A 25,538-nucleotide genomic window follows, 5' to 3' on the forward strand; every position below is an offset into this window, starting at 1 on the left:
GGACCGCATGCGGATGCTGCGCCTGAGCCTTCCCTCCTACCGGGGGTTGCGCAACTTCCAACTGGACCTCACCGACGCGGTGGACGGCGGCCATGCCATCGCCACGTTGATCGGCCCAAACGGCGGCGGCAAATCGCGGGCCCTGCACGCGCTCGCCGAGATCTTCGGTGCCCTTCACCGGCCCAAGCACCGCGCGGCATTCGCCTTCGACGTCCACTACGAGCTGCGCGGCACGATGGTCCGGGCCGTCCAGACCTCCCGCGAAGCCGCCCCCGAGCTGACCGTGGCACGGGCGGGCCGCGAGCCGATCAGAGTGCCCCGGGCGCACTGGCCGCGCCATCTTCCCGATCACGTCTTCGGCTACCAGGCCCACCCCCATGCTCCCTGGACCGTGGAGTTCGACCAGCATCGACGCTTCGCCGCGCGCCGCCTTAGCGATTGGCGCCGGCAATGGCGAGAGAACCTTGACGACTGGCGTGCCAGCCGGTCGCCCGATGAGGCGTGGCCGGAACAGCTCACCCTCCCCGTCAACTGCCCCCTGTACACCCCCGTCTTCCTGTGCACCCCCGCCCACCTGCCGCTGTTGCTCCTGGCGCAGACCACCCACTGGGCCGACTCGTTCGGCACCTACCTGCGTGAGCACTCCTACATCCAGCACGTCGCCTCGGCCGTCCTGCGCATCAAGGCGCCCCGCGCCGCGCGAGGGCCGGACTTGGCCGCGCTGCCGTACTGGGGTCTGGGCGGCCCGGCCCGCACGCTGTTCGCCGCGGTGGCCGACTCCGGCCGGTTCGGATTGATTCCCGACGCCGACCCGGTAGATGGAGCCGGGAGCCCCGCGGACGGATTTCGGATCGTGCTGGGCACCACCGAGGACGTCAGAGCCTTCCGCAACCTCTTCGACGGCGACCTGTCGATGTTCGGGCTGCTCACCACCCTGCTCGACGCCGGCTACCTCACCGTCGAGGTCCGACTGCAAAAGGCTGGTGCGGTGACGCTCGCACTGGACGACCTGAGCTCGGGAGAGCAGCAGCTCCTGACGATTCTGGGCCTGCTGCGGCTCCAGCGTGCGCAGGAGTCGCTCTTCCTTCTCGATGAACCGGACTCGCACTTCCATCCCGAGTGGAGCCGGCGCTGGTACAGCTCCGTGCGCACCGTGCTGGGGAGGCATCAGGACTCGCAGCTCATTACGGCCACCCACGAACCCCTGCTGGTGGCCAACATGACCCGCCAGCAGATCCGGGTCGTCGCCACAGACACGGAGGGCCAGGCCACGGCGGTGACCCCCAGAGCCACTCCGCGAGGACAAGGCGCCGGCGGTCTGCTGACCACAGACCTCTTCAAACTGCCTACCCAGCTCGACGAACACACTCAAGAGCTGATCGATCAGCAGTACGCGTTGCTACCAGCCGCGGCGCATAACCCGGTCGCGCAGGCAGAACTCAAGCAGGTCACCGGCAAGCTCGACGCACTGGGCTTTTCCACCGCGAACCGCGATCCGCTCGTGTCGGCCTTCCTCGCTGAACTCCACAGCAGGCGCCGCGCCCTCGTCGAGGCTGCCAGAGGTACCAACCCTCCGCCCCCGGAAGTGCTGGAGGCCTTGGTTGCCGAGCTTTTCAACGAGCACTTCTCGTCGGTGCTCTGACGCCGATGAGACATGTGGACATGAAGGGGCTCACGACCCCGACGGTGTGGGCCGACAAGACCCGGCGCACCTTGAACGCCGTGCGGGCCGCGATGGCTGCGAACCAGAAGCGCATCTTCACGGAGCACTGGACCGATGACGAAGTACGCGACCCCCTGCTCGAGCTCATCGGACGGAAGTGTTGGTACTGCGAGACCATAATCCAGCGCGCGGATGTCAACGTCGACCACTTCCGGCCCAAATCCGAAGTCCTCGGTGAACCCAGCCATCGCGGTTACTGGTGGCTCGCGTACAAAATTGAGAACTACCGCATCGCGTGCAAGCACTGCAATAGCGGCGGGGCCAGATTCGACGGCGTGCCGGAAGGCCGTGCCAAGGGCACCCGCTTCCCGCTCCTGGCCGGGCCGCGCGCCTGGCATCCCAAGGATGACCTGGACCTCGAGCAGCCCCTGCTCCTGGACCCGGCCCAGCGAGGCGACCCCGGCCTGCTCGGGTTCGACACCTACGGCTACGCCCGGCGCAGCGACACCCCGTACTCGCAAGACGAGGCGCAGAGCGGCGTGTGCCGCGCCGACGAGACCATACGAATCCTGGCGCTAAACGCCACCCAGATCACCGACCAACGGCGCGAGCTCATGACGGAGATCGCGGAGCTCGCCCAGATACCGGGCCGGCTGCCCAAGATCCAGGCACGGATTGAAAAGAAAGTGGACCCCACGGCGCCGTGGAGCGCAGCGGCCATGGCTGCCCTGGCCCTGCAGCGCGCCTGTGCCCTGCCGATGGACGCGACCGCCCAGCCCGCGGCGGCGCATCCCGCCACACTGGCTATCGCCCCTGGTCGCTCGAAGGTCGACCTGCGGAACCTGCTCGAACACCTGGACCCGGCCGAACTGGCAGCCGGCATTGCACTGACCGGCCCTCACAACAAGCTCGTGCACCGGGCCGTCTTGCAACATGACGGTCGGATCAGCGTCCTGGGCCGCACCTGGGGCACCCCGACGTCCGCGGCCCGCGCAGCCACCGGCAGCGACGATGTCGACGGATGGGATTTCTGGCGACTGACCATAGCTGGCGTTGAGCAGTCGCTCGCCGAGTTCCGTGCCAGACACACCCCGCCTGGCGCACCCACTTGAGCGGGACACCACTGCACGGGCTGCACCCCCTTGACCTTGGACAGGTCCAGGAACGCATCTCGGGCAGGAGTCGTGCGAACTGCATCGTGGGACCGGCCTCCCGGACTGGCTCTGGCTCCCAGCGGGCAGGCTTCGGCGCTGTCACATAACGCGTAAGGAGATCGTTTGCCGTGAGGCACCGCTTCCTTCTCCACCCACAACGGATCCCGCCGCAACACGGGGGTCTCCGCGGGGACACGCGGACATGCAGGCCGGCGAAATCGAGACCTCGATCCTTCTGCACGCCGCTCCCGAGCTCGTCCGCGAGGGCTACGACGAAGCGGACCACGCCAGCGGGCACCGACCTTTCCTCCTGGTTCAGGGAATGACCGAGTACACCGAGTCGGGAGTGATCGGCTTTCCCTCGCTCGCCACCGCCGAGAAGGGGAAGATCGTCCTGGAAAGCCTGCGATCGCGCTTCTCAACACACTTGGATTTGCTCTGCCGACTCAGCTGACCTGGGAGGAGCAGGGCACAGTCCTGCAACGAGGTCGCGAGCACGGGGAGCGGGGACCTGCCCGTCCGGTCGTGGAGACGCTCGGGCAGCAGAATGCGGGAACATCACCATTCTGCTTGTAGGCGCTCGGCGGGACCGGTACGACGGTCACCATGTACCGATGGTCGCCGCTCAACGATCGACAGCTGGCCTTGCTCACCCGCATCGGAGAGGGAACGGATCCTGTTACCTCTGAGAGCCCGGAACTCGCCACCACCGCCCGTGCCCTCAAGAGCCGTGGCCTCATCACCATGCCCAAGCCTGCTGGGAAGTGGCAGGCGGAGATCACCGATGACGGTTGCTTCTACCTGGAACACGGTCACCACCCGGACCGGCCCGAGCCAGCCCCGCGCAAGCAACGACCGGTAGCCGCCGAGCCGAAACCGGAGGTTGCGGCACCTGCCCGTCGGCGGGCGGCACCCCCACATGAGCCGAAGCCGGCACCAACGCCTGCCGCGAAGCCGCCACGGCAGTCGCCAGCGGAGGTCGGCGCGGCCTTAATCGCGGAGGTGCAGAAGGCCGGTCGGTTCCTTCGGATCCCGGACCCGAGCGCCAAGGAGCGGGCCCGCTATCGCCGGGCGTTCGACGCAGCGCGGCAGTGTGCGCCGGAGGGCTACCACCTGAAGTACAGCGGGCGGGCGAAGGGAGACTTCTTCCTCGGCCTCCTCCGGGTGACGGGCGAGGACGACACCGAGTGGAACCGGATCCGCCTGGCACGGAGCCGAGTGATCACCGACGTCGAGGACGTGATCGCGGCGGTCACCGCGGACCACAGCGCCTTCGAGATCTCGGATGAGGTACTCCCACGGGTGCTCTCCCTCCTTCGGCTCCTCGCCGAGCAGGCCCTCGCCCGGCATGGCGAGATCGCGGTGTCGAAGAAGCGCAGGCAGCCGAGGCCGCTGCTCACGGTCCATGGCAGGACGTACGAGATCAGTTTCAGTGAGCGACAGAAACAGGTCCGGTACGTGCCCAAGCAGCCGGGAAAACGAACGTACGACTGGCAGCGGGTCACCCCGGCGCACCGGTTCGAACCGTCCGGCGAACTGGAACTGGTCGTGAGCCAGGGCTCGGGCTACAGCAGCGGCTACAGCTACGGCTGGAAGAAGGAGTGGGTCGACACAGCCAAGAAGCCGTTGGAGAACCAGATCGGTTCGATCTTCCGGGCACTGAAGGCCCGCGCGGAGGAAGAGGAGCAGGCTCGGCTGGCGCGGGAGACGGAGCAGCAGCGTCTGCGTGAGGAGCGGGAGCGGCAGGAGGAGGAACGCCGCCTGCGAGAGGCCAAGGAGCAAGAAGAGCGCCGTCGGCTGGAGGCTGAGGCGGAGGAACGTANCAAGGAGCAAGAAGAGCGCCGTCGGCTGGAGGCTGAGGCGGAGGAACGTACACGGCGGGAGTGGGAAGCGGCCGTCAGCATCGCGACGATCAAGGCAGTGGACGCCGTGCGGGTCGACCGGTTCGGCACCGCCCTGGCTCAGTGGCGGGCCGCAGGGGAGATGCGGGCCTTCTGCGCCGCGCTCGATGAGGCCGCTTCCGTCTCGGACGACGCCCACGAAGCCGGGCGACTACGCGAGTGGTCAGCGTGGGGAAGGGCGGAGGCCGACCGGCTCGACCCGACCGTGGCCGGCAGGGCCCTGACCGCCCACAGCCTCCACGCGGAGCCCACGGGCGACCAGCTACGGCCCTTCCTCGATGGATGGCATCCCCAGCGGCCGGAGAAAGAGAAGCCTCCGAAGAAGGAGGATCCCAAGGCGGAAGCCGAGCCACCCAAGCCGGAGCCGGAGCGGTGGCGCAGCTTCACCGACGAACGTCTGGATCAAGGCTGGAGATATGGATCCCGAGGTCGCGCTCAATGGTGGAGGCGATGACACCGTGCCCGCGGTCGCGTAGGGCCTTCACCGACTTCTCCACGAGCTTCCCGAGCCGGACGACCTCGTCGCGCAGGGCGACCAGCTCGTCGTAGCGATCCGCCTTGTCCTGGCCGCACCACTCCCGAACGGTCCGCAGGACGGCCGCTTCCGCGTCCAACTTGCGGTCGTCCCGGCGACTGTAGGAGTACCAGGAGGAATCAGTGCGCTCCTGATCGACAGCCTGCTGCCTGCGGTCCACCTCGGGGAGGAGGTCGTCGGCGAGACGGCCGGCCACGTGACGTGCGATCCGCTCAGTGACCGGCCACCCAGCCAGGCACTGCCCCTCGCGATTCTCGTGGACCATCGGATCGCCCCGAAGCTCTGCGGGTTCCATCCCGACAAGCCTGGCGCCTTCGTCGAGGCGGCTCATCTCCAAGATCCCGGCGTCAGCAGCGCCGCGCCGCAGGCGCAGCTTGCTCTTCGGGCGGACGAATCCAAGTACGAACCGCGCCGCCTCAAAGTCGGCGCTGCCTCGGACACCCTGCGACGCTTCGGCCAGCACGAGCTCGCGCACGTCGTCCGCGCGAAACGCCTCGACGTCCTCCCAGCGCGCCACGAGAGAATTCGGGTTGACCCACTCCTGCAGTCCCGCGTCATCACCTTCGAGAAACCGCACGTGGAGCCATCCAGACCTGCCGCTCCCACCCACCCGAACGTTCTCAACGCGGCGAACCGCGGCGCCCAGCTCCTTCGGCCTGGCGCGGTAGGCCCAGTTCTCACCAATCTCCATGCGCCTATTCAGCCAGGTCTGTTCATCCCATCGCCCAGCCATTGCCAAAAGAACAGGCGATGGAGAGCAGCGCCCCCTGGTGTTCCCCAGCCAGGGCCGCCTCTCCGTCCCAGTTGGCCGGATGGTGCTCACGGTGGCAACCGTCCAAGCAGTCCAATGGCCAAGCCAGAATGGTCGCACCGGCTGCGACGTCGTGAGACGTGCATCCGGGCGTATCCCCCAGGTAGTCACCCCGTTCACGGAAGGATTCCGTTTTGACGCCCGCGACACAGAGCTTCCCGATCGGATCGATCGTCCTGTACATGGGGAACCGCGCCAACATCACCGGCTACGCAGCCGACGGCGACGTCGAGATACGCATGCTCAACACGGGAAGCGAGCTCTCCGTCCCTCCAGACAAGCTGTCACCCCTGACGCTCTCCGCCCCGCCGAGGCCCTCCCGGACCGGACTGATCTTCGGCACCGGACTAGCCAGTGTGTTAGTCGTGGCAATGATCTATGGGCTCTTCGATACCGACACCAGCGAGCCCAAATCGGCGGCCGCGCAGACATCACCGTCGATGGAGGCGTCCGTTCCCTCTTTGGAGGCAGCGCCAACAACAGCAGCAGACCCTCGCTCTGGTAACGCCACCCCGTCCGTGGCCCCCAGCTATGGGGCCGGAGTGCCCGCGTGGGCCAAGCGCCTCAAGGGCGTGAAGGCCGCGTACATCCAGCCTGGCAACCCCGCAGAAGCGAACCCAGCCGACCGTCGCGACACGATTCAGATCGAGTTCACCGGCGGCGACGCCGGCCAACACTGCACCGCCGCGAAGACACTGGCTGGGGCCCAGTACGGCATCATCGTCACCACCCCCACCGGCATAGCGGTGGACTCAAACGACTGCCTCAGCGTGAACCTCGATACGCCCTGAGAGCCATGCTCCCGGTCTCGATTCTGGTCTCATTCGCGTCTGTCCGGCCCCGTTCGAACGGGGCCACCCCCGATGCTCCGCAGCAGGTCAGGACACCCATGGCCCCTGCCGGACTCCCGTACGAACATTTGGAAAGCGTGTTGGGGCTTCGCAACGCAGTCACACGCCGTGCTGTACAACAGCCCCCGCGACTGACCACGACCGACGGCAACTCCAGAGACACGGAAGGAGAGCCCATGGCAGAGAAGGAAACGGCGATCCGTGCCATAGCGCAGCTCGCTGACTACGTGCATTGGCTACGGGAGTGGCCCGACAAGCCAACCTGGCGCGACCGGCTCCGCCGATGGGCGTACCCCGAGTTCTACCGATTCGACCGGACCGCCACCCCGCCGAGACCCTGGGTCGACCGGCCGGCCGGGGCCTATGAGCGGACAGGTTGGCGCATCCGAGCGGCATATCTCGGATCCGACCTGGCTTTCGAGGTCGAGTACGTGGTCTGCGATCTGTGCGAGATCGGCTGGGTGGAATCGCCTCACTCCTATGAGGGCTACACGCGCTGCGGCCTCGCATCAGCCGCTCTCCGGTCTCTGCGCCGTGGCTATCCCGGGGTCAGGTGGCATACGGGGGGGGGGCGGGCACTTCCGCGAGTCCGAGCCCTTCTGGGATTCCGTTAGCGTGGGCGTTCCCGGGGGCTACACCCAGCGGGAAAGGTGTCATCACGTGGAACCGTGGCGAGCGCAGTGACGCGAGCACGGCCTCGCGCCAGGGCGTAGAAGGGGCCTCTGATGAAGCATTTCTTCCACTCAGACCCGTGCCGTGATGGTCGACGATCATATGTCGCAGCCCACCACCCGGCTTGCAGGGGCGTGCACCTGATGCCGTCGGCAGGTCCAGTACAGCACCGAAGTAAAGCAACCAACCCGACCGCAACCAACCCTCAGTAGCCGCAGATGGTCGCTCGACCAGCCCACCAGGCTCTCAAATGCTCCCAACCAGTAGTTCGGCACGAAGATGTCGCCGGTTCAAGTCCGCCGCCCCTCTGTCCGGCCGTGGACGGGCGGGAGCCGTGCGGCAGGTCTAGTGGGGAGATGTCCGGAGCGGCCCATGAGGCGATCGCCCGAAGGGACGCTATCGGACTAGGTAACGAACCACGGCTGGAAGCATGCTATCGGGCGCTTCCGAGGCAAGGGGCTTCACGTGCCACAACAGCTGAACGAACGTCAACGGCAGGTCCTGCGTTGGGTCGGCCAAGGTTGCCCTGACGGCGTGTGGGAGGGGTCCACGCACAAACTCAGCTGCCAAGCACTGCAAAACCGGGGGCTGGTCACGGTATCCAGGCGGCAGGGGAAGTGGTCTGCCACCCTTACCAACGCTGGCCAGCATTACCTGGAACACGGAACCTACCCGCCTGATCAGCCTCGCAGCAAAGGCCGAGCATCTAGACAGAAGACCGGAGCTAAGCAATCCGCCCGCACCGAAAGTCACATCTCCAGGATGCAGGAAACCTCGCACGTAGTAGTTCCGCAGAGAGCCGACTCCCTTCCACGGAAAAGAGCCAAGACTGTTACGGAACAGCTCCTGGACGAGCTCGCCGAAGCTGGCGGGCGGATCGTCAAGCGCGAGGCCACCGGCCGAGAGACCGAGAAATGGCCGATCCGCGTAGCCGCAGCACGCAGATCAGGAAAGGTCCCCAAAGGCAAAGAACTCCACGCAGGCTGGTGCCGCGACGGCTACGAAATCCGGCTCGTCGACACTCCTGCATGGCGCTTGGCCGTTCTGCCACCCGTCCCAGTACCGACACGACTCACCAAACCCCACCCAGTCGTCAAGGCCCTGCAAAAGCACCCCCGACCCATGGGGTTGACCGCATCCGTACAGGGGCGAGCCCTCCGCCTCATCCACGCACTGCTTACCTCAACACAGAAACTGGGCCACACCAGCGCAGTCGGCACAGTACAAGGCGCACCCCCACCACACCGGCGACGAAACGGCCCACCGCACTTCACGATCACAGCCCAAGGCCAGCAGTGCGATTTCCTCGTCCTCCAAGAACAGGACCGAGCTGAGCACATCCCGACGAAGAAGGAACTCGCAGACGCTGAGAAGTACTCCTGGACCAGGATTCCGCGCTACGACTACTCCCCCGCCGACCGGCTGCGGATCCGCATCAACGGTGGGCAGCCGCACCGGGCCAGTGAGTGGGCCGACACCGCCACCCGCCCCCTTGAGGACCAACTCGCCGAGATCGTGCAGGAAGTAGGTCTCCGAGGAGAAGCTGCCGAACGCAAGCGACTGGCCGACCTGGAAGCCGCGCGGCAGAAGCGCCTGCGCTGGGAAGCCGCAAAGCGGCAGGCAGAGATCGACTACGCGGAGGCATACCGCGTCCAGCACCTCGAATCGCAAGAGGCAGCGTGGCGCCACGCGACCCGCCTCGCCGAGTATCTCAGCGCACTACGCAGACACGCAGAAACCCTGCCGGCAGGCGAGGAGAAGAGCGCAGTCGAAGTATGGATCACCTGGGCCGCCACCCACGTGCAACGTCTCAACCCACTCAGCGGAACACCCAGGCTGCCAGACATCCCCGACCCTCGCCCCGAGGATCTCAAGCCGTTCATGCGCGGCTGGAGCCCTTACGGTCCCACCTATTGAACGTGCTCCCGCACAGGCCAAGCTTCAGCAAAGCCAGTTTCCGAAACCAACTCGCCCGCCGTTGACCTGCGCGTCCAGCACAGTGACGCCCCCATCAGAACGTGCGTCACATGCGTCGAATATGCGTCAATATGTCGCCCGTAACGCAAACAGTGCCCATAACGCACACCACAGGAACCCACAGGTCAGCACCCCTTTGCGGCGGTCTCAAGGATCGCAACACACTCAACGTTATGGGTCATCACGAAACATGTGGAACAAAAACATGTGGCAGTTGTCGCAGGTCAGCGGCACGCATGAGGAAATCGGGTCGAATAACCCGTTGTGCGTTACGGGCGCTGTGGGCGCTACGTGCGCCAATCTGACGCACGCCGCTGGTGCGACCGCCCCTCGCCGGGGACAAATGAGAGGCGCTTGCGATGAGGCAGCAGCCAAGGGCGTAGCGGCAAGGGAGGCGACGGAGAGCACAGTGAACAAATGGGGTATTCCCTCAAGAAATTGAGGGAGAACTGCGCGGCTCTTGACCGTCGCTGCGGCGGCACAGCGCCAATGGTGGCCAAGGGTCCTGCGGGCGCGTGGCAGGAGGCTGCCTGCTGCACGGTGGTGGTCCCGCCTGGGGCGGGGCCACCACTACAGACGGCGTCAAAAGACCGGCCGAGGTCTGGGTTGGCCGACCGGGCAGGGTCCGGGCCGAGTCGACCGTTCAGAAGGGGTTTTCGGCCCCTGCAGATCGGGCGGGCCGGGGTCGGAGCGTCAAACGAGCGTCACGGGCCAGCAGACTTCTAGTCGGTCCCCGCATATGGCGTGAGCGTCGTACCGGGTGAAGTACCAAGCGTGGCAGATCGGTCGTGGCTCTCGGCAGACGGACCCTGCTGGCCGATGTCGCGCCTAGGAGCCGATGTCCACCGCTGCGAGCACAAGGACCGCATCGCCGTCGCCTGCGTCTGCCGCTCTTTGCAGGACGGCGCGAAAGGGAGGGCGGTCACCGCTGTTGGTGAGGACCGCGGCGAGCGGGATGGCAGCCCTGGATTCGCCGGCGTCGGCCGTCAATCGCCAATGTGTCGCCACCTCGTCGGGTCCCCCGTCTTGAGACGGCATTGGCCCACCGGCCCCCACCGTGGTGGAGGCCGACGGTAGCGACGCGGGCCCGACTCAGGTGGATACAACGTTGCGGGACAGTGCGGTGTGCAGGGCGAAAGCACCGAGCAGACCGCCTGCCGTGAATCGTTGGGCGGTCAGGATGCGGGGCCGGGTGGCCAGGAACTTCGACATGCGTGCTGCGCCCAGCATGATCAGGGCGTTCACGGAGATTCCCACGACAATCTGCACCGTCCCGAGCTGAAGCAGCTGTCCCCAGGCCGGGCCGGCCTGCGGGTCCAAGAATTGGGGCAGCAGTGCGGCATACATCAGGGCGATCTTGGGGTTCAGCAGGTTGGTCAACAGCCCCATGGAGAACAGGCGGGCGTCGGAGACTCGAGGCAGGTCTTGGGCCGGGGCGAAGGGCGAGCGGCCGCCGGGCTTGAGCATGTCCCAGGCGAGGTACGCCAGGTAGGCGGCCCCGGCGAGCTTGACCACCGTGAAGGTCACCGGCACGGCGGCGAACATCGCGGACAGGCCCGCAGCTGCGGCCAGTAGGTAGCACACGAATCCCACGGCGGTCCCACTGAGGCTGACCAGGCCCGCCCTGCGGCCTTGGGTGATCGCCCGGGAGGCGAGGTGAATCATGTTCGGTCCGGGAGTCAACGCCATGCCCAGTTCGACTAGGGCCACTCCTCCGACTGCGGTCAGAGTGATCACCGGTCAACCTCCCGTTGTTCGTCGGGAGCCCCGTACGGAGGGGGCGCCCGGTTGCAGAGGGCGGGGGTAGCGCACGAGCTGCGCCTGCCTCGCCCGGCTCAGCATATGGCTTCGCCGCTCGGTATCTTTATGCGCCCTGTTCCTGGCCCGACATCAGATGCTGGGCCCTCTCCTACAACAAGGCTGAGACGAATGGCTCGTCCGCGGGCAGCATCCGCAGTGAGATGCGCCCAGCGAGGCAACTGGAGCTTTGCGCAGGCCATCGGTTCCAGCGACCGTGCCAAGTCGCCCAGCACGCGCTCTCTTCGCTGTAGGACGTCAGTTGCTCGTACATCGCAACAACTCGCCGAGCACAACAGATAGGGCAAGGGAATGGGCGAGGCTACTGCGCAGACCGTCGGTCCCCACCCCCTGAGCGCCAACTCCCTTCCCGTTGCCTTGGGCTGCCAGGCCCGCGGTGGTGCTCGCGCATTTTGTACCTCGTCCACGGCGACGTCCTGGGCCGCCGCTGAGGGCGATCCAGGACTGTGTCACGGGTGGTGCGTGAGGGGTGTGGCTCTCCGTTGGGTCCAGCCGCCGTGTCATGGTGGCTATTCCGTATGCAGAACCGTGGCGATGGTGGTGCGGGCCGCCGTGCGGGCGGGGATCAAGGCGCCGAGGACGGCGATCATCACGCCTGCCAGGAGCATCGCGGCCAGTTGGGGTGCGTGCCACACGTCCTTCATGTACTCGGGGAAGTCGACCACCCCGACGTGGTCCACGACGAGGCGGTGGGCCGCGATCCCGAGGGGGATGCCGAGCAGTGCACCGACCGCGCCGAGTCCGGCGACCGAGGTGACCGTCATCAGGATCACCTGACGGGGGATCATGCCGATGGACTTGAGCATGCCCAGGTCCCTGCGTCGCTCACGGGTGTTGAGGAGGACGGTGTTGAAGACGCCGAGCGCGGCCACCAGGGTGAGCAGCACGGTGAAGACGGTGGAGAACGTGATGACGGTGGTGGTGCCGGCGTTGCCGGGGTCCAGGACGGAGGCATGCACGGCCGGGTCGAGCTTCCCGGCCGCCTCGGCGTAGGCGCGGGCGTCGGCGTCGGGGGCGAGACGGACCGTGTACTCGGTGGCGCGGGCGTTGGGTGCGAGCCGGGTCAAGGTGTCCCAAGTGGCTTCCAGCGCACGGGCGTTGCCTTCAATGACCTGGCCCACGACCGTTGCGCTGATCTTCTTTCCGTTCAGTTCCAGAGTGGTCCGGTCGCCGATCTTCAGGCCGCGCTGGGTCAGGAAGGCCGGTCCGGCCACGATCTCGCCGGCCGCTGTCGGGGCCCGGCCCTTGACGATGGTGTGCTCGTAGAGGGAGTTGTCGCCGCGGTAGAAATCGGCGAAGACGGGCTGGTTCTGGCCAGTCATGTTCGCCTGGGACAGCGCGCGGGCCCGCACCCCCTTCGCGCCCGGCAGGGCACGCAGCCGCTCCTCGATCTGTGCGTCGCTGAGTCGGGGCGCCATCCTGTCGTCGCCGGATCCGCCGGTCGTCACCTGGATGCGGGCAGCGCCGTCCTCCTTGCCGACGTTGCCGTACGCCACCAGGGTGCTGGTCAGGCCGGTGGACAGCGTCACGGTGGTGACCCCGAGCACGATGGCGGCCAGGGTCAGCAGCGTGCGGGCGGGGCGGGCGAAGGGCTGGCCCAGACCCAGGCTGACGGGGCGCGGCAGCCGGGTGGCGCCGAGCATCCGCTGAACGCGCAGTCCGCGCCCCGTGCGGGGTGCGCCGCCCGCGCTGATGGCCTGTGCGGCGGGCAGCCGGTGGGCCCGCAGGGCGGGGATCAGTGCGGTGAACAGTACGAGGGCGGGCATGCCCACCAGGCAGGCCACAGACACCCACGGGCTGATCTCGCCGACCGTGGCCCGGCCCACGTCGATGCCGGTGAAGGCGACCTTCATGATCGGTCCAGCCAGTACGTTGCCGGCCAGCGTGCCCAGCGCGCAGCCGACCAGGGCCGGAACGGAGAGCATCGTCAGGTAGACGGCAACAACTTGATTGGGGGTGAACCCCAGCGCCTTGAGGACGCCGATGTGCCGGTATCCGGAGACGACCGCCCCGCTGACCACGTTGCCGACGATCAGGACGGAGACCAGCAGGCCGAGGATGCCGAAGAGGGTCATGAAGGGGAGGTAGGAGTCGGCCAGTGCGGAGAACGCCTGCTTGAGGGTGAGGTAGGTCTGCGCGCCGGTGAGCGCTTCCTTGGGCACCCCCGCGGTGGCCCGGTCCAGCGAAGTGCTCAGCTGGGCTTCGGTGTCGGATTTCGTGAAGCGGTAGAGCATCTGGGCGGAGGTGGGATGCAGCTCGGCCATCTGCGAGGGGGAGACCCAGGCGCTCGCCGACTTGCTCATGCTGGTGGCGAACCCGACGACGGTCAGTGTCGCTCCGCCCGGTGTCTTCAGCTTCGTACCGAGGAATTCGGTGCCGGGAGAGCCCTGCGCGGACCAGTTGACGACGATCTCGCCGGTGCCGGTGGCCCAGCGGCCCTCAAGGAGGTCGATCCGATCCACGGGACCCGCCGGGTCGGCCCGGCCCACGACGCTGAGGGTGCCGCCCGCCATCCACAGCCAGTCCTTGGGGATGTCGACGACGGCTTGTCCGAACGGTCCCGCGGCGGCCTCCACTCCGGGCTGCTTCGCGGTACGGGCCAGTTGTTGCGGGGTGACCTTCGTGGTGTCGAAGGAAGCGGCCGTGTGCGCGCCGCGCTGCTCGGCGTACGCCTTGTCGAAGGGGCTGGACGCCGCGGTCAGCAGGGTCAGCGCGAGCAAGACGGTCGTGGTGGAGCAGAGCACCACCAGCCCGATCACGAAGGTCTGGACCCGGCGGCGCTTCACCGCGGCACGCGAGGCTCTCCACACGGCCCTCATGCCGACACCTCCAGCGTGCGCTCGCGGGCGACCTGACCGTCGGCGACTTCGATCAGCCGACTGGCGCAGCGGGTGGCCAGCTGCGGGTCGTGGGTGACGATCAGCAGGGTCTGGCCGATCTGGTTGAGGTCGATCAGCAGGTCCATCACCTGCTCGCCCGACCGGCTGTCAAGAGCGCCGGTCGGCTCGTCGGCGAGGAGAAGGGCGGGTCGGTTCATCAACGCCCTTGCGACAGCGACGCGTTGACGTTCGCCGCCGCTGAGTGTCGCCGGGTAGTTGTTGCGGCGCTTGGCGACACCGAGTTCGTCCAGGAGCTCCAGGGCCCGGCGGCGCGCCTGCTTGGCCGGGGTGCCGGTCAGCTGCGCGGCCAGTGCCACGTTGTCCAGGACGGGCAGGTCGTCGATGAGGTTGAAGAACTGGAAGATCATGCCGACGTGGCGGCGCCGGAACAGTGCCAGCCCCGTTTCGTTCAGCTTGCCCAGGTCGTGGCCCTGCACCTCGACCGTGCCCGAGGTCGGACGGTCCAGACCGGCCACCATGTTGAGCAGCGTGGACTTGCCGCAGCCGGAAGGTCCCATCACCGCGACCGCGTCGCCCGCCTTGATCTCCAGCGAAAGCCCGTCCAGCGCCTTCGCGTCGCCGAACTCCTTGTGCACGCCGTCCAGCCGTACCACTGTCTGCCGGACACCATCGTGATCGTTTGCCATGCCCCGAAACTTAGGCCCGGCGGCGATCATGGTGCGTCGCCCCCCGGATGTATCCGTATGCGCAGGTCATCCTGGGGATGTACGCGGGGGAGGTACGAGGTCGCGTCCAGGAGGCCGGTGCACTCTGCCACCGCCCACCCCTGGGAAGATGACCGCATGGGGGAATCATGGACGACCTTGCTGTTCATCGCGCTGGCTGTGGCAGTTGGCGCCGCCGGATGGCTGGCTGTGGCAGCGGCGCGGGCGCGGCGCCGCCACCGCAAGGCCATCGAGGAGCGTGGCTGGCTGCTGGAACGTGAGCGGGAGAGCGCGACACGGGCTGCGGTCGATGCCGAACGGGCAAGGATCGCCTCGGAGTTGCACGACATCGTCAGCCACAACGTCAGCATGATGGTGGTCCAGGCCGGTGCTGCCCGCGAAGTACTGACCACTCTGCCCGAGGAAGCGGCAGCCGCGATGAGCGCCGTGGAAACCGCAGGCCGGAACACGATGACCGAGCTGCGGCACCTGCTCGGCCTGCTCGCCCCCGCACAGAACGGCGAGGACGAACCCTACGACGTGGACCTGTCGCCGCAACCGAGCCTGAGCCGGCTGGGCCCGCTCATCGACAAAATCGCCTTCGCCGGCCTGCCCGTCGAGATGCGGGTCTCGGGCGAACCTCGCCCGCTGCCGACCGGGATCGACGTCACCGCCTACCGGATCATCCAGGAGGGCCTGACCAATGCGCTCAAACACGGAGACGGGACGAAAGCTGAAGTGACGGTGCGGTACGCGGACAACCACCTACGGGTCGAAGTACTCAACAGCGGGCCGAGCGTCCTGTCGGGCACCGCGCCCGCTCCGACGGAGCCGGCCCGGGAAAAGGCGGACGGCACCGGACGCGGGCTGCTGGGCCTGCGCGAGCGGGTTTCCGTCTACGGCGGCGACCTCGACGCACGCCGTCGCCTCGGCGGCGGCTACCGCGTCCGCGCCCGCATCCCCCTGGACCGCCCGTGAACAGCCCCGACGCACCCGCCCCGCGCGTGGTGATCGCCGACGACCAGGAACTGCTGCGCACCGGTTTCCGCATGATCCTCACCGCCCGCGGCATCGACGTGGTGGGTGAAGCCTCCGACGGCGTCGAGGCAGTCACCGTAGCGCGGGAACTGCGGCCTGACGTCGTGCTGATGGACATCCGCATGCCGAACATGGACGGCCTGGAAGCCACCCGTCGCATCCTCGCCCAGGCCCCGGAATGCCGGGTGATCATGCTGACCACCTTCGACCTCGACAAGTACGTCTATGCCGCCCTCGCCGCCGGAGCCAGCGGTTTCCTCCTCAAGGACGTCACCCCCGCCCACCTGGCCGCCGCCGTACGCCTGGTCGACACCGGCGACGCCCTCCTCGCACCCGCGATAACCCGCCGCCTCGTGGAACGCTTCGCCGCCGATCCCCCGACGCCGGCCCCAGCCACCGGCCCGGGGCTCGCGACCCCGGCGGTCCACCGAGACCTGGCAGCGCTGACATCACGCGAGCGGGAGGTGCTGACCTGGATGGGCCGGGGCCTGTCCAACACCGAACTCGCCGGTCGACTGACGCTCAGCGAAGCAACAGTGAAGACCCACGTCGCCCGGATCTTCTCCAAGCTAAGTCTGCGCGACCGCGCCCAGGCCGTCGTCCTCGCCTACGAGACAGGGCTCGTGGCACCCGGCGACGCCGACGCCGTCGGCCCTCAGTGACATGCTCAGCGCGCCGGAGCGACGAGCCCCCACTCGTCGCCGTGATCACGAGCTGGACCCGGTCCCGGGCGCCGAGCTTGGTGAACAGCCGTGACACGTGGGACTTGGCGGTGGCCACGGTGATGAACAGGTCTTCCGCGATCTCGGTGTTCGACCTGCCCTGTCCGATCAGAGTGAGGACCTCCTGCTCGCTCTCGGTGATGCCCTCGACCGGCCGCACAGGGCGCCCCGGAGTGGCTTCGCGGTGTCCGACGAAGTCCGCGATCAGACACCGCGTCACCCCAGGTGCGAGCAGTGAGTCTCCCGCCGCAACCACGCGGATCGCCGCGACGATGTCGTCCAGCGCCATGTCCTTGACCACGAAGCCGCTGGCACCTGCGCGCAGCGCGGCGTAGACGTGGTCGTCCTCGTCAAAGGTGGTCAGGACCAGGACTCGGGTCCCCGTCGTGGCATCGGTGATCAGGCGGGTCACCTCGATTCCGTCCATGCCGGGCATGCGGATGTCCATCACTACGACGTCCGGCGGGCCTCGTCCTGTCCGCCGCCATGATGTTCGTCCACGGCAGTCAGACGGTTCTCGGCCGTCCCGTGCCGGTGGGAGTATCGCTGTCCGCCGACCTCGGCCACATCCTGCTCACGGCCGGGCTCGTCCTGCTGTTCGTCCTCCTGGGCAGACGCCTCAAGGAACGTGCTCCGGCTCGCGCCCCGAACGGGATACGCCCGTTCAGGGCCGGTGCACAAACCGGCATCAGCTCCGGACAGGAGGAGAAAGCCGAACAGCGACGTTCTGGGCAGCCCGGTTGAAGGCGTGGATCTCAGGTGCGGTGTTGGTGACGAGCCAGGTGGGTGCCCATTCCAGGGGCGCTGCATCGCTCAGCGGCAGATAGGTGACGCCGGGGCGCGCGTAGAACCGTGACACCTGGGCGCCCATGACGAAGGCGCCTTCGTCGGCGTCGATCAGCGCCAGGGCCTCCTGGAGCGTTTCGAACTGGGGGCCCGGTTCGACGGGGCGGCCCGCGGGCGTCAGGTGGGGTGTGCGGTCTGCGCGCCAGTAGTCGGGAAAGGCTTCGGCCACCTGCAGCATCTTGACCGCAGCCAGGTCTTCCAGCGAAACGCTGTCACGGCGCGCGAGCGGGTGGCCGGACGACACTCCCAGCACCCGGGGTTCGGAGAACAGGACCGGCCCGGTGACCATGTCGGGTTCGTGGTGCGGCAGGCTCACGACCAGAAGGTCGACATCGCCTGCCCGCAACCGCCGGAGGCCGTCGACGATCTGCATTTCCCTGAGCCGGGCTCTCCAGCCGGGGTGACCTTGGTCGAAAAGCCGAGCAGCCTGTGCCATGAGCTGTCCTGCGGCGGCGCCGAGGAACCCGACCCGGAGAAGGCGATCAATGCCGCGCGCGGCGTTGATCGCCTTCTCCACCCCGGCCTCGATCTGGTCGTAGGCCGGGCGCACATCCTCGTGCAGCAGTCGGCCGGCCTCGGTGAGGCAGACATGACGACTGTTGCGTTCGAACAGCGGTGTGCCGATGTGACGTTCCAGCCTCTTGATGGTCTGACTGATCCGGGCAGTGCTCACGTGCAGGCGTTCGGCCGTGCGGCCAAAATGCAACTCCTCGGCCAGCGTCAGGAACGCCTCCAGCTCAAGCCGCTCCAGCACTCGGACCTCCGGATGTTAAATCCACCTTAACGACCGTTGCACTATGCCAGCTTGTTGGCGCATCGGACCCGTAGGAGTCTGAACAAGCCGACTTCACCCGGCACTTGCGCCCCTCGCCCGAGGCTCCCGGCCCCGTCCCTCCGACCGGGCCCACACCGCCCCACCGGACGCGAGACCTCCGCTCTTTCCGCCCGCACAGCCGCACCACCACGGACGGCGTGCCGGACACAAAAGGAACCTCACTATGCGCGCCATCGGACAGAACTCCTTCGGCGGACCTGACGTCCTCAAAATCGTTGAGGTACCGCGCCCGGCGCCCGGCCCCGCCGAAGTGCTCGTCCGGGTATGTGCAGCGGGGGTAAACCCGACCGACTGGTGGCACCGGGCCACCGGAGGACTGGCGGGCGATGTTCCGATCCGCCTGGGGTGGGACGTATCCGGTGTGGTCGAAGCCACCGGGCCGGGTGTCACCCTGTTCGGGCCCGGCGACGAGGTGTTCGGCATGCCCCGCCAGCCGGCTCCTGCCGGTACCTACGCCGAGTACGTGGTCTCTCCCGCCCGGCACCTGGCTGCCAAGCCGCCGGTGCTCTCCCACGTGCAGGCCGCAGCCCTCCCCCTGGCCGCGCTCACCGCGTGGCAGGCCCTGGTCGACACGGCCGACGTCCGCCCCGGGCAACGCGTACTGATCCATGCCGCGGCCGGCGGTGTCGGGCACCTGGCCGTCCAGATCGCCAACGCGCGTGGCGCACACGTCATCGGCACCGCTCGTACCGCCAACCACGACTTCGTACGAGGACTGGGCGCCGACGAGGTCATCGACTACACCCACACCGATTTCACCACCGCCGCCCGGGACGTCGACGTCGTGATCGACACCATCGGTGGCGACTACGGGCCGCGCTCCCTCAAGACACTGCGCCCGGGCGGCATCGTCGTCTCGCTCGCCTCCCCCGCCGAGGCGCACCTGGCGGACCGGGCCCGAGCGCTCGGGCTCCGCTCCACCTTCATGATCACCGAAGCCGACCAGGCGGGGTTGAAGGAGATCGCCTCCCTCGCCGCGTCCCACCGGCTGCGGGTGCGCATCGACACGGTCCTGCCGCTCGAACAGGCGGCCAAGGCCCATGAGATCGGCGAGATGGGCCGTACCGCCGGAAAGATCGTGCTCACTGTCTCCGGATGACCCTCCGCTTGCCACGACGGAGCACACCGTCCCGAAGTCCCTTGCCCCTGACCCCTTGTCACGAGAGCAGGACCATGCGTTTGTTCCTTTCCTCCTGGAAACTGGGAGACTCCCCCGAACTGCTGGACGACCTCGCCAAGGGTGCCAGAACCGCAGCTGTTGTCGGCAACGCGCTGGACGCCCTCCCTGTCCCGCAGAGGCAGCAGGCCACCGGCCGGGAGATCGCGATGCTGCGCGACCGCGGCTACCGGGCGACCGAGGTGGACCTGCGGGACCACTTCGGTGATGCGGTCACGCTCGCCGACCGGCTGTCCAGTTTCGGCGTCGTCTGGGTCCACGGCGGCAACCCGTTCGTCCTGCGGCTGGCGATGGCCCTCAGCGGCGCGGACGAGATCCTGACCGACCTGCTGTATCGCGACGCCCTCGTCTACGCCGGCTGGAGTGCCGGCGCCTGCGTCCTGTCGCCCAGCCTGCGCGGCCTCGAACTCGTCGACGACCCCGCCGACGCCGTCACCGCCTACGACCGGCAGGTGGTCTGGGAGGGGCTCGGTCTCCTGGACTACGCCTTCGTTCCCCACTACCGCTCGCCGATCCCCGAGAGCGAATCGATCGAGCGCGTCGTGGAGCGCTACGACCGCGAAGGGGTGCTCTACCGCGTTTTCCGCGACGGCGAGGTCACCCTCGTCTCTTGACCGCCGACCCCTGTAATCCGATGACCTCCTCGAAGGAGAATTCCGTGACGTCCGTACGGCTGCCGGTGGACAAGCTCGCCCCGCACATCAACCGCGCCCTCAATTCGCTCGACGCCGCCTCCCGGAAGGTCGATCTGGAGCCCGCACTGCTGGAACTGGTCCGGGCACGCGTCTCCCAGCTCAACGGCTGCGCCTACTGCGTCGATCTGCACACCCGGGACGCACGTACGGCAGGCGAGAGCGAGCAGCGCCTCTACGCACTGCCCGTGTGGCGCGAGACGCCCTTCTTCACCGATCGCGAGCGGGCCGCCCTGGAGCTGGCCGAGGCGGCCACCCGTCTCACCGACGGCCCCGTGGCCGACGAGGTATACGGCCGGGCGGCCGCCGAGTTCACCGAGGTCGAACTTGCGGAGCTGATCTGGACCATCACCGTGATCAACGCCTGGAACCGGCTCGGCGCCACCGCCCGGCCCTGGCCGCTCGACTGACCGAGGTCACGGCCGGGCCGGCGCGCAGCCGGCACAAGCCGCCCAGGTCCCCATGACCTGGCCCCGGCCAAAGACGCACCATCCCCTTCGGCGTACTTGAATTGGAGTCCTCCCATGCGCGTCTTCCTCACCGGGGCCACCGGCTACATAGGCGGTTCGGTCGCTGATCTGCTGCTGCGCTCCGGACACCAGGTCGAGGGTCTCGTCCGCACCCAGGACAAGGCCGGTGAACTGGAGCGACGAGGCATAACGCCCGTCTTCGGCACGCTCGACGACGGCGCACTGCTCACCGCGCGAGCCCGTGCGGCCGACGCGGTGGTCAACGCCGCCAACAGCGACCACCGGGGAGCCGTCGAGGCGCTCGTCGAGGGACTGGCGGGCACCGGCCGCCCCCTGGTGCACACCAGCGGCTCCAGCATCGTCAGCACCAACTCCCGCGGTGCTGCCGCGGACGAGATCTTCACCGAGAAGATGATCGTCGACCGAGGGTCGAGCTGGCAGCCCGTCAAGGAGAAGGCGGCCCGCGTCGCCCTCGACCGCTTCGTCCTGGACGCGGCGGGCAACGGCGTGCGCTCGGTCGTACTGTGCAACTCCCTCGTCTACGGGCACGGCCGGGGCATGGCCCGCGACAGCGTACAGATCCCTGTACTCGCCCGGCAGGCCCGCGACAGCGGAGTCGTGCGGTATGTGGAAGAAGGCCGCAACATCTGGTCGACCGTGCACATCGACGACATGGCCGACCTCTACCTGCGCGCCCTCACCGACGCCCCGGCCGGATCCTTCTACTTCGTCGAGAACGGTGAGGTGTCGTTCGCCGACATCTGCACCGCGCTAGCCTCGGCACTCGGCCTCGGCCCCGCCGAGTCCTGGGACGCGGACACCGCCGTCGCCTTCTGGGGGCACGAACTCGCCTTGTACGTACTCGCCTCCAACAGCCGGGTACGAAGCGGAGCGGCCCAACTGGGGTGGCGCCCGGCACACTCCTCCGTCCTCGACTGGATTGAGAAGGAATACCTGCACTCCCAGTGATTCCCTCGCCCTCACCGACATCCGACCGTGTGGTCGGTGCAGAAGGGGACGGCACGGGCTGTCCGGGTTGCCTCGTGCGGTCCTTGCCGACGAGCCCGCAGCGCGTGCGCTGCCGGCCGGGTACTGCCTCGTCTCAACAGCGGGACCCGCTGCGCCACGCCCACGAGGGCAGTACGTCCGAGGTGCACGGATCCCTTCCTCGTGCCAGCCGCACCCCGGCCCAGGCTCCGGCTCCGAAGCAGCTCCTGGCCCTCGATGGCACAGCCTCCCCGCAGGACCGATGCGCCTGCCGTTCCTCTGTCGAAGTGGCTCGCTCACCGCACCACCCATCGGCCCCGGGGTTCAACCCCACACTCACTCACGGTCAGGGACATGATGAAGCTACTACCGCCTGCAGGGCCCCCACGCACCCTTGCGCTTGCCCAGTTGAGCAACTCCGTCGGCGACGGAGCGTTCTACGTGACCTCCGCGCTCTACTTCACCCAGGTCGTCGGCCTCGCCCCCGCCAGGATCGGCCTCGGCCTCGCGGTGGCCTGGGCCGTCGGCTCGATCGTCGGAGTACCGCTCGGGCGCCTCGCGGACCGCAGGGGTCCGCGCGGTACGGCGGCGCTGCTCGCCCTCGCGACCAGTGCGTCCGTCGCCGCATTCCTCGTCGTACGGGACTTCCTGCCGTTCCTCTTGGCCGCCTGCCTCTACGCCACCGCGCAGTCCGGCCTGTCCGCCGCCAGGCAGGCACTCCTCGCCGGTCTGATCGCCAGGGAAGAACGCACCAGCGCGCTCGCCCACCTCCAGTCCACCCTCAATGCGGGCCTTGCCATCGGCGCGGCCCTCGGCGGCCTCGCCCTCTCCGCCGGTACCCGCAGCGCCTACCTGGCCGTCTTCGCAGTCGACGCGGTGAGCTTCCTGCTCTGCGCCCTCGTCCTGCTGCGCCTGCCGACGGTGCCCCCTCTCCCCGCGCCGAAGGGCGCCAAGCTCGCGGTGCTGCGCGACCGCCCCTACGCCCTCCTCACCCTCCTCAACACGGTGCTGCTGCTGCGGATGCCCTTGCTCAGCCTCGGCCTACCACTGTGGATCACCGAACGCACCACCGCTCCCGCATGGCTGGTCTCCGCACTCTTCGTCCTCAACACCGTCGCGGTCATGCTCTTCCAGGTCCGCACCGCTCGCTCCGTCACCAGCACACCCACAGCGGTCAAGGCCCTCCGCCGCTCCGGCTGTCTCATGCTCCTCACCTGCGCGGTCTTCGCCCTCTCTGCAGGGACGCCGACCTGGGTGGCCGTCATCGCCCTGCTCGCAGGCTCGGTACTGCTGGTCGCCGGGGAAATGCTCCAGTCCGCAGGCTCCTGGCAACTCGGCTTCGATCTGGCCCCGGCCGACCGGATTGGCGAGTACCAGGGCTTCTTCGGCACCGGCGTCACCGTCGCCCGTACCCTCGGCCCACTGGCGCTCACCACTGTGCTGATAGGTGTGGGCACCATGGGCTGGTTCCTGCTCGGCGCTCTCTTCCTGGCCGCTTCCTGCGCCATGGGCCCGACGACCCGCCGGGCGACCGCAACCCGCCCGCTCACGGCGCCCGCAGTGATCGAGGCGGCCTGAACCTGGAGAGGGCGCGGGTGTGTCGGCCGCGTAGGGCGGCTCGTGCGGCGTTGGTTGTGGGGCCTCGTAGCCCCCCAGCCGGATGTGCGGATGCTGAAGCCAGGAAGAGCCCGGGGACGGGTGTTTCCAGGCGCCCCGTGCCGGAGGTGGGGCGGAAGAACAGCTGCGGGTACAGGGCTGTGGTGCCTCCGTTGATGGCACCGCCGTGGAGGTTGGCGTTCATGCGGTCTGTCAACCGATCCAGACCCATTTGGCTGAGAGGTCGTTTTCTCCCGGTGTTTCATCCCGTGGATTGCGTTTGATCCCGCGGTGTCGGATCGCGCCAGGAGACGGTGTTCTCGCCGGTGAGGCGGCGGGCCATGAGGTCGGTCATGGCGAGGTGGATCACGGCTGCGGAGCGGGCCGGGAGTGCCTCGTAGTCGCGTGTGAGGCGGCGGTGGAACATCAGCCATCCGTAGGTCCGCTCCACCGTCCAGCGTTTCGGTAACCGAGTGAACCCCCTGGTCCCGGGGGTGCGTTGGACGATTTCCATGTCGATGCCCAGGCGGGCGGCGTGCTCGACGAGGTGCTGGCGGTAGCCGCCGTCCACCCAGACCTTGCGGACTGAGGGATGGCCGGTGGCCACCGTGTTGACCAGGTGGGTGCCGGCGACGGAGTCCTGCACACTCGCGGCCGTGACCAGCACTGCCAGCAGCAGACCGAGCGTGTCGGTTACGATGCTCCGCTTGCGGCCCACGATCTTCTTCGCCGCATCCGTGCCCTGCCCGGTGGCGGGGACGCTGGTGGAGGTCTTCACGCTCTGCGCGTCGATGACGCACGCGGACGGCTCCGCGCGCTTGCCCTCCTTCTGCCGCAGCAGGCTGCGCAGCACGCCGGTGAGCTGCTCGAACACGCCCTCCTTCTCCCACTTCGCGTCGTCTCGTTGCGCGGCATCGACTGCGCCATGCTGTCGCTGGCCGACGTCGATCTCACCCGGTGCAAGTTCGCAGGAGCGTTCCACCTGGACCAACTCCGGCTAGAGGGACAATGGTCCATGAACACACCGCCGGACAGCCGCATCTGGCGCCTGGGTATCCCGTTCCGGTGGACGCAGCGGCCAGTCATCGAAGAAGAGCGTCAGTGGCGCGCGCTGCCGAACCGCCCTGCGTCATTCCGTGTCGGCTGGGGCGACCCGCCCGACGATGAGCACGAAGTGCCGGGCTTGGCCACCCTCACAGTCATATACCGCCAGCTCCGCAAGGCCCGCGAGGATGCGAAGGACGAGCCCGGTGCGGGCGTGTTCTACTACGGCGAAATGGAAATGCGCCGCCACAGCCATGGTTGGCGATGTGCGGAGCGCTGGCTGCTCCAGGCGTACTGGCTCCTGTCCGGCTACGGACTGCGTGCCTCCCGCGCACTCGGCTGGCTCGCCGTCGCCATGATGACCACGATCCTGCTCATGATGGGATTCGGCCTACCCAACGAATCACCAAAGCAGGAGATCGTGCGGGAAATGGACGACGGGCAGTGGAAGACCATCATCGACAAGCCCGACCCGAAGAATCCGACCGGCGACCGCTTCACGGGCAAGCGGTTCGAGAAGGCGCTGAACGTCACTCTCAACTCGGTCATCTTCCGCTCCAGCGGCCAAGACCTCACCACCGCCGGCACCTACATCGAAATGACCTCACGGCTAGCCGAGCCAGTCCTCCTTGGCTTCGCTGGCCTCGCCGTTCGAGGACGGGTCAAGCGAGGAAACTGAGCACGGTGGCGGGGGGGGGGAGCGGAGTCGCGCTGAACCTCTCCTTCGGCTGCCACCCCTCAAGCAGGGGAACCCGGGAGACTGCGCCACAGCTTCTTGAAAAGTTTCCTAGCTCTAACTGGGGAACCTGGAATAGGTCAAGCTGCTCGTCGACCGCGCTACCGGGTCGGGTACTCGATCACCCTCCGGCGTGCCCCTCGCCGCCGACGACCGGGACCCGGCGCGACGGTGCCGAGTCCTCCCGCCCCGCGGGCAACGACCGCAAGGTCATCGCCAAACAGGGCGGATGGGTACCCAACAGCGGCGTGATGGAGGGCTACTTCGAGGACACCGACAGGTGGGAGGAAAACGCCATGATCGGCGTGCTGTAGAGCAGCAGGCGACCGAGGTCATCCGCCCGCCCTAGAGTCTTAAGAGCCAGGTCAGGGCTCGTTCCAGCGCTCTCACCAGCGAATCCGCCCGATGGACGGATGAGGCAGTGCGCTGCGTCGCAACTCGCCCGGACGACGTGTCGTTGGATCGATGT

19 protein-coding genes and 3 pseudogenes are annotated in these 25,538 nt (G+C 67.9%); 14 read left to right on the top strand and 8 right to left on the bottom strand.

Going from position 1 to position 25,538, the window contains the following annotated elements:
* Nucleotides 1-7: 7 nt before the first annotated feature.
* The 3 genes from DY245_RS14765 to DY245_RS14775 all read left to right on the top strand — a co-directional run bounded on the left by DY245_RS14765 (nt 8) and on the right by DY245_RS14775 (nt 3,271).
* Nucleotides 8-1,642 carry an AAA family ATPase gene (locus DY245_RS14765; protein ID WP_128507454.1) on the top strand — a complete coding sequence of 545 codons (1,635 nt, stop codon included), beginning with the start codon at nt 8-10 and terminating at the stop codon, nt 1,640-1,642.
* Nucleotides 1,643-1,662: 20 nt separating this feature from the next.
* A complete protein-coding gene (locus DY245_RS14770; RefSeq protein ID WP_181923674.1) occupies nt 1,663-2,775 on the top strand; it encodes an HNH endonuclease in 1,113 nt (370 codons plus the stop codon).
* 160 nt (nt 2,776-2,935) lie between these two features.
* Nucleotides 2,936-3,271 (top strand): creatininase family protein, encoded by a 336-nt coding sequence (locus DY245_RS14775; protein WP_342354192.1) that lies wholly within the window; start codon nt 2,936-2,938, stop codon nt 3,269-3,271.
* A 1,830-nt stretch (nt 3,272-5,101) separates the two neighbouring features.
* On the opposite strand, the gene DY245_RS14785 is transcribed toward DY245_RS14775, so the two are convergent.
* The gene (locus DY245_RS14785) at nt 5,102-5,944 is read right to left on the bottom strand and encodes a PE-PGRS family protein (protein ID WP_128507460.1); all 843 of its coding nucleotides are present in this window, start codon (nt 5,942-5,944) and stop codon (nt 5,102-5,104) included.
* Between the two features lie 254 nt (nt 5,945-6,198).
* On the opposite strand from DY245_RS14785, the gene DY245_RS14790 reads away from it, so the two are divergent.
* Both DY245_RS14790 and DY245_RS44345 read left to right on the top strand, forming a co-directional pair.
* The gene (locus tag DY245_RS14790) at nt 6,199-6,855 is read left to right on the top strand and encodes a hypothetical protein (protein ID WP_128507462.1); all 657 of its coding nucleotides are present in this window, start codon (nt 6,199-6,201) and stop codon (nt 6,853-6,855) included.
* Between the two features lie 1,494 nt (nt 6,856-8,349).
* The gene (locus tag DY245_RS44345; protein WP_244943043.1) at nt 8,350-9,504 is read left to right on the top strand and encodes a hypothetical protein; all 1,155 of its coding nucleotides are present in this window, start codon (nt 8,350-8,352) and stop codon (nt 9,502-9,504) included.
* Nucleotides 9,505-10,656: 1,152 nt separating this feature from the next.
* Here the strand turns inward: DY245_RS44345 and DY245_RS14805 are convergent.
* From DY245_RS14805 to DY245_RS14815, 3 genes are all read right to left on the bottom strand, one after another.
* A complete protein-coding gene (locus tag DY245_RS14805) occupies nt 10,657-11,301 on the bottom strand; it encodes a LysE family translocator (RefSeq protein ID WP_128507464.1) in 645 nt (214 codons plus the stop codon).
* 590 nt (nt 11,302-11,891) lie between these two features.
* Nucleotides 11,892-14,201, bottom strand: a complete 2,310-nt coding sequence (locus tag DY245_RS14810; protein WP_128507466.1) for an FtsX-like permease family protein — start codon at nt 14,199-14,201, stop codon at nt 11,892-11,894.
* Nucleotides 14,198-14,908, bottom strand: coding sequence for an ABC transporter ATP-binding protein (locus tag DY245_RS14815; RefSeq protein WP_128507514.1), 711 nt, complete (start codon nt 14,906-14,908; stop codon nt 14,198-14,200). The genes DY245_RS14810 and DY245_RS14815 overlap by 4 nt, the downstream gene beginning before the upstream one ends.
* A gap of 177 nt (nt 14,909-15,085) precedes the next feature.
* Between DY245_RS14815 and DY245_RS14820 the strand changes: the two genes are divergently transcribed.
* A complete protein-coding gene (locus DY245_RS14820; protein ID WP_244943044.1) occupies nt 15,086-15,904 on the top strand; it encodes a sensor histidine kinase in 819 nt (272 codons plus the stop codon).
* Nucleotides 15,901-16,626: a response regulator gene (locus DY245_RS14825; protein ID WP_220377887.1), complete on the top strand. Its 726-nt coding sequence runs from the start codon at nt 15,901-15,903 to the stop codon at nt 16,624-16,626. Before DY245_RS14820 ends, DY245_RS14825 begins: the two co-directional genes overlap by 4 nt.
* Nucleotides 16,627-16,723: 97 nt before the next feature.
* On the opposite strand, the pseudogene DY245_RS46285 reads toward DY245_RS14825, so the two are convergent.
* A pseudogene (locus DY245_RS46285) lies at nt 16,724-17,134 on the bottom strand (response regulator); the annotation flags it as partial.
* A 41-nt stretch (nt 17,135-17,175) separates the two neighbouring features.
* Between DY245_RS46285 and DY245_RS45220 the strand changes: the two are divergent.
* Nucleotides 17,176-17,430, top strand: a complete 255-nt coding sequence (locus tag DY245_RS45220; RefSeq protein WP_244943049.1) for a hypothetical protein — start codon at nt 17,176-17,178, stop codon at nt 17,428-17,430.
* Here the strand turns inward: DY245_RS45220 and DY245_RS14840 are convergent.
* A complete protein-coding gene (locus DY245_RS14840; RefSeq protein WP_128507472.1) occupies nt 17,375-18,286 on the bottom strand; it encodes a LysR family transcriptional regulator in 912 nt (303 codons plus the stop codon). The two genes, DY245_RS45220 and DY245_RS14840, sit on opposite strands and share 56 nt — an antisense overlap.
* 244 nt (nt 18,287-18,530) lie before the next feature.
* Between DY245_RS14840 and DY245_RS14845 the strand changes: the two genes are divergently transcribed.
* The 5 genes from DY245_RS14845 (at nt 18,531) to DY245_RS14865 (ending at nt 23,271) form a co-directional block, all read left to right on the top strand.
* A complete protein-coding gene (locus DY245_RS14845; RefSeq protein ID WP_128507474.1) occupies nt 18,531-19,466 on the top strand; it encodes an NADP-dependent oxidoreductase in 936 nt (311 codons plus the stop codon).
* 74 nt (nt 19,467-19,540) lie between these two features.
* Complete coding sequence (locus DY245_RS14850) at nt 19,541-20,158, top strand: Type 1 glutamine amidotransferase-like domain-containing protein (RefSeq protein ID WP_128507476.1); 618 nt, start codon at nt 19,541-19,543, stop codon at nt 20,156-20,158.
* 20 nt (nt 20,159-20,178) lie between these two features.
* Nucleotides 20,179-20,646: a carboxymuconolactone decarboxylase family protein gene (locus DY245_RS14855; RefSeq protein ID WP_128507518.1), complete on the top strand. Its 468-nt coding sequence runs from the start codon at nt 20,179-20,181 to the stop codon at nt 20,644-20,646.
* Between the two features lie 114 nt (nt 20,647-20,760).
* The gene (locus DY245_RS14860) at nt 20,761-21,675 is read left to right on the top strand and encodes an NAD-dependent epimerase/dehydratase family protein (protein WP_128507478.1); all 915 of its coding nucleotides are present in this window, start codon (nt 20,761-20,763) and stop codon (nt 21,673-21,675) included.
* Between the two features lie 372 nt (nt 21,676-22,047).
* Nucleotides 22,048-23,271: an MFS transporter gene (locus DY245_RS14865; RefSeq protein WP_128507480.1), complete on the top strand. Its 1,224-nt coding sequence runs from the start codon at nt 22,048-22,050 to the stop codon at nt 23,269-23,271.
* Here DY245_RS14865 and DY245_RS46290 read toward each other — a convergent pair.
* Both DY245_RS46290 and DY245_RS14875 read right to left on the bottom strand, forming a co-directional pair.
* Nucleotides 23,240-23,494: pseudogene (locus DY245_RS46290) on the bottom strand (NAD(P)/FAD-dependent oxidoreductase); the annotation flags it as partial. The gene DY245_RS14865 and the pseudogene DY245_RS46290 overlap by 32 nt on opposite strands.
* 57 nt (nt 23,495-23,551) lie before the next feature.
* A pseudogene (locus tag DY245_RS14875) lies at nt 23,552-24,184 on the bottom strand (IS5 family transposase); the annotation flags it as partial.
* 9 nt (nt 24,185-24,193) lie between these two features.
* On the opposite strand from DY245_RS14875, the gene DY245_RS14880 reads away from it, so the two are divergent.
* Complete coding sequence (locus DY245_RS14880) at nt 24,194-25,012, top strand: hypothetical protein (RefSeq protein WP_181923677.1); 819 nt, start codon at nt 24,194-24,196, stop codon at nt 25,010-25,012.
* The last annotated feature ends 526 nt before the right edge of the window (nt 25,013-25,538 follow it).

Source organism: Streptomyces inhibens, from assembly GCF_003389455.1.
Classification (GTDB): domain Bacteria; phylum Actinomycetota; class Actinomycetes; order Streptomycetales; family Streptomycetaceae; genus Streptomyces; species Streptomyces inhibens.

What these genes read in the sequence shown, in the direction of transcription:
- DY245_RS14765 (WP_128507454.1), top strand. Translation starts at nt 8, where the DNA reads ATGCGGATGCTGCGCCTGAGCCTTCCCTCCTACCGGGGGTTGCGCAAC.
- DY245_RS14770 (WP_181923674.1), top strand. Translation starts at nt 1,663, where the DNA reads ATGAAGGGGCTCACGACCCCGACGGTGTGGGCCGACAAGACCCGGCGC.
- DY245_RS14785 (WP_128507460.1), bottom strand. Translation starts at nt 5,944, where the DNA reads ATGGAGATTGGTGAGAACTGGGCCTACCGCGCCAGGCCGAAGGAGCTG.
- DY245_RS44345 (WP_244943043.1), top strand. Translation starts at nt 8,350, where the DNA reads ATGCAGGAAACCTCGCACGTAGTAGTTCCGCAGAGAGCCGACTCCCTT.
- DY245_RS14810 (WP_128507466.1), bottom strand. Translation starts at nt 14,201, where the DNA reads ATGAGGGCCGTGTGGAGAGCCTCGCGTGCCGCGGTGAAGCGCCGCCGG.
- DY245_RS14815 (WP_128507514.1), bottom strand. Translation starts at nt 14,908, where the DNA reads ATGGCAAACGATCACGATGGTGTCCGGCAGACAGTGGTACGGCTGGAC.
- DY245_RS45220 (WP_244943049.1), top strand. Translation starts at nt 17,176, where the DNA reads ATGTTCGTCCACGGCAGTCAGACGGTTCTCGGCCGTCCCGTGCCGGTG.
- DY245_RS14845 (WP_128507474.1), top strand. Translation starts at nt 18,531, where the DNA reads ATGCGCGCCATCGGACAGAACTCCTTCGGCGGACCTGACGTCCTCAAA.
- DY245_RS14850 (WP_128507476.1), top strand. Translation starts at nt 19,541, where the DNA reads ATGCGTTTGTTCCTTTCCTCCTGGAAACTGGGAGACTCCCCCGAACTG.
- DY245_RS14855 (WP_128507518.1), top strand. Translation starts at nt 20,179, where the DNA reads ATGACCTCCTCGAAGGAGAATTCCGTGACGTCCGTACGGCTGCCGGTG.
- DY245_RS14860 (WP_128507478.1), top strand. Translation starts at nt 20,761, where the DNA reads ATGCGCGTCTTCCTCACCGGGGCCACCGGCTACATAGGCGGTTCGGTC.
- DY245_RS14865 (WP_128507480.1), top strand. Translation starts at nt 22,048, where the DNA reads ATGATGAAGCTACTACCGCCTGCAGGGCCCCCACGCACCCTTGCGCTT.